General features: G+C 36.3%; 12 protein-coding genes. 5 read left to right on the top strand and 7 right to left on the bottom strand.

From position 1 onward, the window contains the following. Positions 1-228: 228 nt before the first annotated feature. From recO to bamA, 7 genes are all read right to left on the bottom strand, one after another. Positions 229-843 (bottom strand): recombination protein RecO, encoded by a 615-nt coding sequence (gene recO, locus F3H00_RS06350; protein WP_148799227.1) that lies wholly within the window; start codon positions 841-843, stop codon positions 229-231. Next, the gene (locus F3H00_RS06355) at positions 844-1,767 is read right to left on the bottom strand and encodes a tRNA dihydrouridine synthase (protein ID WP_149703772.1); all 924 of its coding nucleotides are present in this window, start codon (positions 1,765-1,767) and stop codon (positions 844-846) included. Then, positions 1,764-2,762, bottom strand: a complete 999-nt coding sequence (locus F3H00_RS06360) for a uroporphyrinogen III synthase HEM4 (protein ID WP_107690817.1) — start codon at positions 2,760-2,762, stop codon at positions 1,764-1,766. The genes F3H00_RS06355 and F3H00_RS06360 overlap by 4 nt, the downstream gene beginning before the upstream one ends. Positions 2,763-2,771: 9 nt before the next feature. After that, positions 2,772-3,128 (bottom strand): RNA polymerase-binding protein DksA, encoded by a 357-nt coding sequence (gene dksA / locus F3H00_RS06365; protein WP_035167251.1) that lies wholly within the window; start codon positions 3,126-3,128, stop codon positions 2,772-2,774. A 10-nt stretch (positions 3,129-3,138) separates the two neighbouring features. Then, positions 3,139-3,594, bottom strand: coding sequence for a 23S rRNA (pseudouridine(1915)-N(3))-methyltransferase RlmH (locus tag F3H00_RS06370; protein ID WP_103649106.1), 456 nt, complete (start codon positions 3,592-3,594; stop codon positions 3,139-3,141). A 2-nt stretch (positions 3,595-3,596) separates the two neighbouring features. Further along, positions 3,597-4,511 carry an acetyl-CoA carboxylase, carboxyltransferase subunit beta gene (gene accD, locus F3H00_RS06375; RefSeq protein ID WP_148799232.1) on the bottom strand — a complete coding sequence of 305 codons (915 nt, stop codon included), beginning with the start codon at positions 4,509-4,511 and terminating at the stop codon, positions 3,597-3,599. 129 nt (positions 4,512-4,640) lie between these two features. Then, on the bottom strand, positions 4,641-6,896 hold the full coding sequence (gene bamA, locus F3H00_RS06380; RefSeq protein WP_148799234.1) for an outer membrane protein assembly factor BamA: 2,256 nt from the start codon (positions 6,894-6,896) through the stop codon (positions 4,641-4,643). Positions 6,897-6,985: 89 nt separating this feature from the next. On the opposite strand from bamA, the gene F3H00_RS06385 reads away from it, so the two are divergent. From F3H00_RS06385 to thrB, 5 genes are all read left to right on the top strand, one after another. Next, positions 6,986-7,816 carry a prephenate dehydrogenase gene (locus F3H00_RS06385; protein WP_148799236.1) on the top strand — a complete coding sequence of 277 codons (831 nt, stop codon included), beginning with the start codon at positions 6,986-6,988 and terminating at the stop codon, positions 7,814-7,816. A gap of 63 nt (positions 7,817-7,879) precedes the next feature. Further along, positions 7,880-9,250: a peptidoglycan metallopeptidase Pgp6 gene (pgp6, locus tag F3H00_RS06390; protein ID WP_148799238.1), complete on the top strand. Its 1,371-nt coding sequence runs from the start codon at positions 7,880-7,882 to the stop codon at positions 9,248-9,250. 62 nt (positions 9,251-9,312) lie between these two features. Next, positions 9,313-10,197 (top strand): UDP-3-O-acyl-N-acetylglucosamine deacetylase, encoded by an 885-nt coding sequence (lpxC, locus tag F3H00_RS06395; protein WP_148799240.1) that lies wholly within the window; start codon positions 9,313-9,315, stop codon positions 10,195-10,197. A gap of 41 nt (positions 10,198-10,238) precedes the next feature. Next, the gene (locus tag F3H00_RS06400) at positions 10,239-10,640 is read left to right on the top strand and encodes a glycoprotease (protein ID WP_148799242.1); all 402 of its coding nucleotides are present in this window, start codon (positions 10,239-10,241) and stop codon (positions 10,638-10,640) included. Positions 10,641-10,648: 8 nt separating this feature from the next. Continuing rightward, positions 10,649-11,533, top strand: a complete 885-nt coding sequence (gene thrB / locus F3H00_RS06405; RefSeq protein ID WP_148799244.1) for a homoserine kinase — start codon at positions 10,649-10,651, stop codon at positions 11,531-11,533.

The raw sequence follows: 11,533 nt of genomic DNA on the forward strand, positions 1-11,533 counted from the left end.
AAATATTTCTATTTTAATTAGCTCGTATCAAAATAAATAAAAAATGTATAAATATATGAAATTCTTGTACTTGTGCATAAATCAAAACTATCATATATAGCAAATACAAAAGTATTTAGTGCAAAAAGCTACTGGTTAGAATTTTTATAACTTAGAAAATTGAAGCTTAAAAAATAGCCATGTGCTTTAAGCATTAAGAAATAGCTATTTAAAATAGCAAGCTATGGCTTAAAGTCCGTCAAGTAAAATTTTATAAAGTCGGTTTATCTCATCGTCATTTAGCTCGATCGTGCTTTTTGTATCAAACAAATTTTTGATCTTACCAGCGTCAAATTCGCTTCTATCAAGGCAGCGCTTGTGAGAGGGCAAAAAGCCACGAGTTAGGCAAAGCTCGCTTTCTATCTCCTCGTCGCAGATAAAGCACTCAAGCTCGCTGTGAAGCCTGCCTTCATACTCTAAAATTTTGACGTAGCTTTCGATGATAAGGCGTTTTGGATTTTGTAGCTGCATCTGTTTGGCGCAGCGATCAAGCTCGTTAAAGTAAATTTCATCAAGCTGCTCGACCTCTTTTAGATGATCATAAAGTAGGCGCATGAACTGCTGCCAAATGATGAGTTTGTCGCGCTCTAGCAGCCATTTAAAGCCAAGGTGAAGTATGTTTCTAAGCTTTGGTAGAAATTTCGCCTCTTGCTCTAGCTCAAAGTCGATCTTGTAGCCAGTCATGATGTTTGAGTGGCGAGCGCCAAAAAATCTATATGACTTTACGAGCAAATTTGGCGTTAGTACAAAGACTAAAAGGTCCTCGTCTCTGACCTTTTGCACGCGTAGGATGTAGCCTTGCATCTAGGCAAAAAACTCCCTTATGCGCTCTCTCATCGCTGTCACATCTTTGATGAAATTTACATCATTTCTAAAGGTTGTTGCGCCATCTATCCCCTTGCTGTATTGATGTAAATGTTTTCTAAATATGTAAAATCCATGCTCGCCGTAGTGATCTATCATCGCATCAAAGTGAGCTAGGATGATCTTTTGTTTTAGCGCCTTATCTACGCTAGTTTTGGTCTTTATCTCGTGAAATATCCAGGGATTGCCGATGCTTGCTCTGCCGATCATTAGGGCATCGCACTTTGTAAGGTTTAAAATTTCATCTGCATTTTGCGCATTTATATCGCCATTTGCGACGACCGGGATTTTTACGCTCGCTTTTACTCTAGCGATCGCTTCATAATCAACCTTTGCGCTGTATCCACCAGCTCTGGTGCGCCCATGGACCGCGATGTAGTCTGCGCCGGCTTCTTCGCAGGCTTTTGCAATTTTCTCTTCATTTTTGTCGTTAAAGCCAAGTCTAAATTTAACACTTAGGCTCTCTTTGTTTGAGACGCTTTTTATGGCCGAGATTATGCTTTGAAGTTTGTCAAGATCGTTTAGTAAGGCTGAACCTGCACCTTGTCTAACGACCTTTGGCACAGGGCAGCCGCAGTTTAGATCGAGCCCATAAATCCCATCAAATTTATTGATTATCTTCACAGCTTTTTTTATATTTTCTATGTCGCTACCAGCTATCTGGACGACGTAAGGCTCTTCGTTTGGGGATTTTTTAAGCATTTCAAGAGTTTTGTCACTGCTCTCATAGACCAGAGCATTTGCGCTGATCATTTCGCTAACAGTGACATCGCAGCCAAATTTCTTAACTACGCTTCTTAATGGCAAGTCAGAAAAGCCAGCAAGAGGTGCTAAGAAAAGTGGCTTTTTACTAAAGTCTATCATTTAAAAAATAACGAGCTAGGGACCATTTTGCCGTTATCTCGTAAAAACAGTAAGACCTTTATCTCTTTAAACTCATCTGGATCGCTACCTTCGATAGCTTCTCTTACTTTATCAAGCATTTGAAGCTCAAACAGTGCATATACGTAAGCCTCATCAGCGTCAGCATGGATGCTTTTTAGTTTTTCAAAGATGCCAATAAATGCATCTGGTTTTAGTTTATTTTTAAGCATTACAGCGGCTTTATCGTATTGAGCTTTTGTCACTTTTGCGTTGTTTAAAAGATCAAAAATTTCATCACTGCTTAGATCGATCTCGTCATTTACAAATCGGGTAATAATAAGCATTATATCTTCACTTGCTAGCTCAAAATTTAATCTTTTGATCTCGCTAAAAGAAGCTACTTTTATGAGTTTATCAAATGCAGCTTTTTTAAGGCTCTCATTTTGATCCTGATTTTTAAGTATGTCAAGATAGTAAGTAGGTAGTTGCTCGATTTTGTTTAGCTCATTTAGGATATTTAACTTGCTATCTTTTGCTAATCTAAATTTTTTTAGATCGACGATCTCTTTATTTTTTATACTTTTTATAGTTTGTAAGATATTGTTTATCTCGGCATCATCTACACCGACATCTTTAAGCTCGCCTACTGGTGAGATAGAGCGAGTGAGCTGCGAGGCGATCTTGTAAGTATCGGTTTTGAAGTCTTTATTGCTCTCAAAGCCAAGAAGTGTCTCTTTGGCTAAGTCTTTATAAAGTTGGCTATCTTTTTTGATCCATTTTTTATATCTATAAAAAGCATATCCATGATAAGCGATATGAAGTAGGGCAAGAAGTGCTAAAACAGCTACTGGAAGAGCGACCCAAATAGCAATTGGCAAAGTTATAGTTTGGCCTAAAAGCTCAAATGTGTAATCAGAACTATTAAGAGAATAAGTGAGTCCTGCAACAACTACTATGTAGATTATGCAATAGACGAGAAATTTTCTAGTTTTCATGTTTTCTCCTTAGTTTTTTGCTGTTTTTTCGATTATTTCACGGCAAGTTATGCAGTATTTTGCATGTGGTTTTACTTTTAGTCGCGGTATGCTGATCTCCTCTTCACACATATCACAAATTCCATAAGTTTTATTTGCTATCTTCTCTAGTGCTTCATCTATCTCTGATAGCTCCGCTCTTTGTTGTGTCGAGATCGAATGCTCGATTAGCTGGTCTGTATTTACTGAGGCTATATCAAACTCATCGCTTACACCACTATCTCTTAAGCCATTTACTTCAACAGATGAATCATAGATATTTTTTTTGATCTGTAATTTTCTTTCTTCAAGTAATTTTTTAAAAAAATTTAGCTCAGTTTGTGTCATTTATATTCCTTTATTTGTGGTATGGGTGGTTTGCATTTATGCAAAGTGCTCTAAAAATTTGCTCAAAAAGTACAAGCTTGGCAACCTTATGCGCCATCGTCATCTTGCTTAAGCTTATGATTTTTTGCGCTTTATTCTTTAAATTTTGGCTAAGGCCGTAAGCTCCACCTATGAAAAAGTTAATTTGTGAATTTGAGTTTAAAATTTGTGCAAATTCTTGGCTATCAAGTTGCAAGCCATTTTCATCAAGCATTACGCAAAAGCCTTTTAAATTTGGCTCATAAATTTCATCATAAGCTCTTAATGCTTCGCTTTTTCCGGTACTTTGAGCTTTTGCTATTTTTTCATTGAAAAAGACTTTATCGTTTATCTTGGCAAATTTTGCACTCATTTTTATATATTCTTGTATCTCGTTTTCAAAGTTGTCACGTAATGATTTTTGAATGCTAAAAACTGAAATTTCCAAATTTAGCCTTTGGTTTTTAGCTTTAGTTCAAAGTTGCTTCCACTCTCATCTTGGTTATCTTTTTGATGTATTGTCTTATTGTTTGTGAGAAATTTAACCATATCGCTTATATATTTTTTATGTTCGCTTCTTGGCACAATAGCATCGATTAGGCCATGCTCTAACAAAAACTCAGCTCTTTGAAATCCCTCTGGTAAATCAGCACCAATGGTTTGTTTGATGACTCTTTGACCAGCAAAGCCTATCAATGCGCCAGGTTCAGCGATTATTAGATCCCCAAGCCAAGCAAAAGAGGCACTAACGCCACCCATCGTCGGATCAGTAAGTACTGAGATGTAAGGTAGTTTCGCTTCATCGAGTAGTTTTAAAGCAGCTGATGTCTTTGACATTTGCATCAAAGAGAATGTACTTTCTTGCATTCTAGCTCCACCTGAAGCACTCACTATGACTAAAGCTTGGCGTTTTTCTATCGCTCGTTTTATCGCTCTTACGATCTTTTCACCCTCAACTGAAGCTAGCGAACCACCCATGAAACCAAAGTCAAAAACAACTAGCTGAATTTCTTGGCCTTCGCATTTACCTTCTCCACAAATAACTGAGCTTGTACGCCCAGTTTTTTCTTTATTTTCTGTAATTCTTTTTTTGTATGATTTTTTATCGACAAAATTTAATGGATCAACTGGCTTTAAATTTGCATCAAATTCAATAAAGCTACCTTCGTCGCAGATCAAATTTATACGATCATTAGCTTTTAATCTCATATGATAGCCGCATTTAGGGCATACATTAAAACAAGCTTCAACTTCTTTGTAATACATCAGTGAGTGGCAGTTGTCGCATTTTACCCAGTGTGTAGGTGCTTCTTCTGGACGAGGTTGAGCTTTTCTTATCTTTGAAAAAATGTCTGAGAAATTCATCTTTTTACCCACTTATATTAAAAATTGTGGGATTATATCTAATGTTAGCCTTGCTTTTTCTTATATGACTTAAAGTTTGTTTGTTTACGAGGGATTTAAGGGGCAAGCTAGCCCCTTAAAAGTATTTTATTAGAAGCGTCTTCCGATAGTAAATTCAAATGTATTTGTATCATCGCCCTCTTTAGGTTTAAGAGCTTTTGCAAAGATTAGTTGAAGTGGACCAATAGGAGTTATCCATTCTATGCCGGTTCCAACTGAAGATCTTTTTATCTCATTTAGGCTATTCTCACCGATCATACCGTAGTCATAAAATACAACGCCACGCATTTTGACACGATCTATTATAGGGAAGCTTATTTCAGCTGAATTATTAAATGAAGTTTCGCCGCCGTATTCGTAGTAGTCGCCATTATATTTTACCTTTGGAGATACAGTTCTGCTCTCGTAACCACGTAAGCTTCTTATGCCACCAAGGTAAAGTCTTTCGTTGATCGGAGTATATCCTCTTTCCCAAATTTTGCCAAAACTTGCTTTGTATCTTAAGATAAGGTCATAGTCGATGTACTCTCTAAGACCTAGATAATAGTTGAAATTTGTGCGGTTTTTAACAAAGTCTATATCGCCACCAAGTCCAGCTATCTCAAATGATGTACTAGCTATGATGCCACGTCTTGGCAAGTAATAATCATCGGTGCTATTATATGTTAAAGCTGGAGTTATGGCGCTTTTTATGGCTTTACCTTCTCTATAAATTTCTTTTTTAGTTTTTGCGTTGATATCTCTTAGTTCATCATCTTTTAGAGTAATTTTGCTTTGCTCAATATTGTAAGTAAGCGATGCACTTAAATTTCTAGTTAGTTTTCTACCAAGAGTTGTGCTAAAGCCATAGCTTCTCTCTTTATATGTTCTCCAGTCATAGTCATTTGCATAAAGTGTTCCGCCAAGGCTATACTCTGAGTCGAAAATTCTTGGGTTTGTAAGACTTATCTGACCTGAAAGCTCTCTGTCACTTTTATCTACGCTTATTTGTCCTTGAAGGCCAGAGCCAAAGATATTTGTATCAGAAAGTGCTGCATTTAGTAGTAGTCCGTCACTGCTGCCGTATCCGATACCGCCGCTTATTGAGCCAGTTGAGGCTTCTTTTACTTTTACTTTTAGATCGACTGTATTTTTATCAACTGGATCTTCTTCTATCTCGACATCGTCAAAGTAGCTTGTTCTTTTTAGCGCATCTTTTGAGTCTTGAAGGTCGGTTCTACTATATAAATTTCCTTCGGTTAGATAAAGTTCACGTCTTACAACGCGGTCAACGGTCCTATCGTTTCCTGAAATTTGAACATTTCTTATATATACTTTTTCGCCAGGATCTACTTCATAATCAATATCGACAGTTTTATTTTCATCAAATTTATCAGTCTTTGGATAGACCTTCACAAACGCATAACCTTTATCAGCAACCATATCATCGAGCTTTTTCATATCTTGGCGAAGTCTTGCTGAGTTCATCGTATCGCCAGCCTCAAGCCTAAAGTCATCTATGATCTTTTTAGTGTCAAGCTCCAGCTCTTCAGGTGCTGTAATGCTTACATTTGAAACCTTATAAGGCTCACCTTCATGAACATAATAAGTAAGATCAGCTGTGTAATTATCAAACGATGAATTTAAATAAGGTGACGAAATAGTCGCATCTAAATAGCCTTTTTGGAAATATTTGTCTTGTATTCTTGCTGGATCATTTTCAAGCTCAAAAAGTTTAACTTTACCGTCATTTCTGCCCCAAAGCCAGCCCATAAATTCTCTACTTTTATTTGCAACTACTGGCTCAATGTCGTCATAATCAAACTCTTTTGCGCCGACTAAATTTACATTTTTGATTATCATATTTTCGCCGCGGTTTATGTTGAGTGTTATAAAAAGTGAGCTGTCGTTGTCTGCAACTGGTTGTTTTTCTACGTCTACAACGGTATCAAAATATCCCTTTGACTCATAATACTGACGAATTCTCTCTTTAGTTTTTTCTATTGTAAGCTCATCGTACATATTGCCTGGTTTGATATTGATTAACGACTCTATGGCAGTTTTGTCATTTGTTACGACGCCTTTTAGATCAACTCTCGCAACACTTGGCTTCTCTTTTACAGCTACTAAAAGATTGCCATTACCTGTATCTTCTATGTAGATATCGTCGAAATAATTTTGTTTGTATAAATTTGTGATCGCCTTATCACTAAGCTTTGGAGTTAGATCCTGACCGACTTTTAGGCCCATTATTTGGCTTGCTACTTCAGGCGAAAGGTGAATTAGTCCTTTAAAATTTATTGACTGAATTGTTTGTGCGCTTAGGCCACTGAAAGCTAATGCTAATAAAAATAATTTCTTTTTCATTAAATTTAACCTAGAGTTTTAGTATAAGTGCGTATAATATCATATTTTATTTTTAATAAATTTAAATTTTATAATTTTGAAGGTTTTTTATGAAAATAGGTATCATCGGACTTGGTCTTATGGGTGGTTCGCTTGGTCTTGCACTAAAAGATGAAAAATTAATCTCTTGTGTTAGTGGATATGACAAAGATGAAAATCATAGCAAAAAGGCCTTAGAACTTGGCTTGGTGCATGAAATTTTAAGCATTGACGAGATGAAAAAGAAGTGTGACATCATCTTTTTGGCTGTGCCAGTTGAAGCTATCGTATCAATAGTGCAAAATTTAACCGATATTAGCGAAGATACAACTATCATTGATTTTGGCTCAACCAAACAAAAGATAATAGAAGCTGTGTCAGAAAAAATTCGTAAAAATTTCATCCCAGCTCACCCGATGGCAGGTACTGAGTATTCTGGTCCAGAGGCTGCTTTTAAATCACTTTACACAGGAGCAACTGTTATCGTTTGTGACTTTGCTGAGAGCGCAGAAAAACATGTAAAAAGAAGCGTGGAGTTATTTTCTTGCCTTGGCATGAAGATTATTTTTATGAGTGCAAAAGAACATGATCATCACGTGGGTCTTATTTCGCATTTGCCTCATGCGATTGCATTTTCTCTTGCGAGTGGGATTTTAAAAGAAGAGGATAAAAGGCATATCGTAGCGCTTGGCGGACCTACATTTAAGGGCATGATACGTGTCGCAAAGAGTTCGCCTTTTATGTGGAGCGATATTTTTAAGCAAAATAAAAATAATGTTGTTGAAGCTATAAATATGTTTGAAAAAGAGCTAAATTTGTGCAAAGATCTCATCAAAGATGAACGCTGGGACGAACTTTTTGCCTGGATGAGCGACGCTAGGGCTGTAAGAGAAATTTTGTAATTAACTAAAAATTTATTGATTTATATGTAGAATTTCGTAAATAAAACTTTAAGGTAATAATGTATGAATAGACGTGGAGTTGGCGGATTTGGTATTGTTGTGCTTTTACTAATTTTAATTTTAGCCGGTGGTTTTGGCTATGCTTTGATGTCAAAAGATTTTGAGCGAAATGAGCCGATAATTGGTGTTGCTGATAAGGTTTATTGGAATCTTAGAACCCCAATGAATATCAAATTTAAAGACGATAGTGGCATAAAATTTGTACGAATTAGTATGAATGATGGGAAAAATGATCTAAATTTATTAAATCAAATCATACAAAATCCAAGTACCGAGCTTGATGTAAATTTAACCTTTCCAAAGACTGGCTTTTTTGCTCAAAAAGATACTTATGAGATGAATATTGAGGCTGTGGATACCAGTAAATGGAGCTTTTTTACTGGCAACAAAGCTAGCAAAAAGGTTGAAGTGGTGCTTGATACTTCAAAGCCTGATCTTTACGTGCTTTCGCAATCTTATTCTATCTCAAAAGGTGGTAGTGCGGTTGTGGTCTTTAGAGCGACTGATAATCAGCTAAAAGAGGTTTATGTGCAGACAAATTTTGGTAAGAAATTTAAAGCTGTCCCATTTTATAAAGAGGGCTTTTATGCAGCACTCGTTGCTTGGCCAGTTCAGGTTGAAAATTTTAGTGCTGAGGTCATTGCAAGAGACTTTGCAGGCAATGAAAGCAAGTCACATGTCAGATATTTTTACGAAAATGTAAAGTATAAAACTTCAACTATTGCATTAAACGATAGATTTTTAGATGGCAAAATAGTCGATCTAACTGATCAATATGCAAAAGATCCAAGCGCGCTTTCAAGGCTTGAGAAAATGAGATTTGTCAATGAAACGCTTAGAAATTCAAACGAAGAAAAAATAACAGCACTTACTACAAATTCTGGTGATGAGATGTTAACTGGCTTTAGTGTGACACCATTTTATCCACTAAGAAATGGTAAAAAAGTGGCTGACTTCGCCGATCACCGATACTATACATATAATAACGAGCAAGTAAGCGAATCATGGCATATGGGAATAGACTTTGCAAGTGTGGCCGCAGCTCCTATAATAGCTAGCAATGCTGGTCGTGTTGTGCTAGCATCTGAAAATGGAATTTATGGATTAAATATTGTGATCGATCATGGATTTGGGCTTTATTCGCTTTATGGACACTGCTCAAGTTCTAGGGTAAAAGAGGGCGATATGGTGGTGGCTGGTGATCAAATAGGCACTACTGGAACTAGTGGTCTTGCACTTGGCGATCACCTTCACTTTGGAATTTTAGTCCAAGGTGAAGAGGTGAGACCACAACAATGGATGGACAAAAAGTGGATAAAAGACAATATCACAAGTGTTTTAGATGCTGCAAAAGCGATGATAGATAAGAACTAAAAAATTTGCAAAATTGATTTTTTAGTGCTATCATAAGCGCATTAAAAATATAAGGAAAATTCTTGAAACAAACTACTATCGCAAGACGCGTTGAGACCGTTGGTATAGGGCTTCATAAAGGTGAGCCGATAAGACTTATGCTAGAACCTCTTGATGCAAATTCTGGCATTATTTTGCACCGCGAAGATCTTGGTATTAGTTTTAAAGCCGAACCTAAAAATGTGATAAATACACAGATGGCAACTGTTGTTGGCAACGAAAAGGGCTTTATTAGTACGATCGAACACCTGATGTCAGCCATAAATGGTTATGGTATTGATAATATTAGAATTTCTGTTGATGCAAATGAAATTCCAGTCATGGATGGCAGTGCGATAAGCTTTTGTATGCTACTTGATGAGGCTGGCATAAGATATCTTGATGCCGGTAAAAAAGTAATTCTTGTTAGACGTGAAGTTGAAGTCGTTGAGGGTTCTAAATTTGTACGAACTTCACCTTCAAGAAGTCCAAAATTTGACTATACGATAAAATTTGATCATCCAGTTATTGGTGAACAGAGATATGTTTTTGATTTTAGTAAAAGCTCGTTTATAAAAAATATAGCTCGTGCTAGAACTTTTGGGTTTTTGAAAGATTTACAGCGTTTGCAAGCTCAAAATTTAGCCCTTGGTGCATCACTTGATAATGCCGTGGCAATCGATGATACGCATATCCTAAATCCAGAAGGTTTGAGATTTGAAAATGAGTTTGTAAGGCACAAAATTTTAGATGCGATTGGTGATTTGAGCTTGCTTGGAGCGCCTTTGTTGGGCGATTATACAGCATTTGCTGGAAGTCACGATCTAAATCACAAATTAACTCTTGCTTTGATGTCCGATGAGAAAAACTACGAGATCGCAACTCTAAATGGCGAACTTCTAAAAGAGTATCAAAAGGTATTTGCATAGAAAATATTGAAATTTTAGTTGTCTCTTTATCGACTCCGCTCTTGGTTGGGGTTTATAAAGACGGCGTAAAATTTGATGAAATTACTACTGATGAACATGTCAGTGAAGCTTTGATAAAAATCTTAGAAAATTTATCATCTAAATTTAATATCACAAAAATTATCTATGCAAATACGCCAGGAAGCTTTATGGGGTTAAAGGCGGCCTATGTTATCTTAAAGACTTTCTCTTTAGCAAAGGGTTGCGAATTTTATGCGGTTAGCGGCTTTAGCTTAAATGGAGGCCAAGCGATCAGAGCAAATAAAAATTTAAGCTTCATTTTAAAAGATGGCAAAATTTCACTTGAAAAAGTAGAGCCAGTAGGATTTAGGTTGCCTTTAAATTTAGATGAATTAAAACTAAATTCAGATACACTTCCAGATTATATCATCCAAGCAGTTTAGGAGAAATTTTGAATATCTTAGTGCCTGCAACAAGTGCAAATTTGGGTCCTGGTTTTGATGCTTTGGGGCTTAGTTTGAGGCTTTTTAATAGCGTGAAAATCGAGCCAGCAAAATTTAGCTCAGTGTCGATAAACGGCGAAGGCAGTGGAAGTGTAAATTTAAAGAGAAATAATATATTCTTAAGTATTTTTAATGAAATTTTTTTTGAGCTAACTGGAAAAAATGGAAATTTTAGAGTCGTTTTTGAAAATAATATCCCATTTTCAAGGGGGCTTGGCAGTAGCTCCGCTGTTATCGTTGGAGCCATTGCTTCAGCATACGAAATGGCTGGCTTTAAGGCAAGTAAAGATACAGTTTTAAATAAAGCTATCATCTACGAAACCCATCCTGATAATATCTCGCCAGCAGTTCACGGTGGATTTATCAGCGCGATCGTAAAAAATGGCAATGTTTACGCAAATAAAATAAATTTAAGTGACGAGATAAAAGCAGTAGTTGTTATCCCAAATAAACCAATGAGTACTTCCTCGTCAAGGCAAATTTTACCAAAGAACTATACGATGAAAGAGTGTGTAAATAACTTATCTCATGCTGCTTTTTTAACGTCTTGTTTTTATGAAAAAAAGTATGATCTCTTAAAAATAGCAAGCAAAGATTTGATGCATGAAGAGCGTAGAATGCACGCTTTAGAAGAACTTTTTGAAGTTAGAAAAGTAGCTTATGAAAATGGTGCTTTAATGAGCACGCTTTCAGGCTCAGGTTCAAGCTTTTTAAACATCGCTTACAAAGATGATGCTAAAAATTTACAAGATATTTTAAAGAGTAAATTTAGTGATTTTAGGGTTGAGGTTTTTTCATTTGATAACGATGGATACGAAATTACGCAAAGCTAA

The organism is Campylobacter concisus (assembly GCF_902460845.1).
Classification (GTDB): Bacteria; Campylobacterota; Campylobacteria; order Campylobacterales; family Campylobacteraceae; genus Campylobacter_A; species Campylobacter_A concisus_X.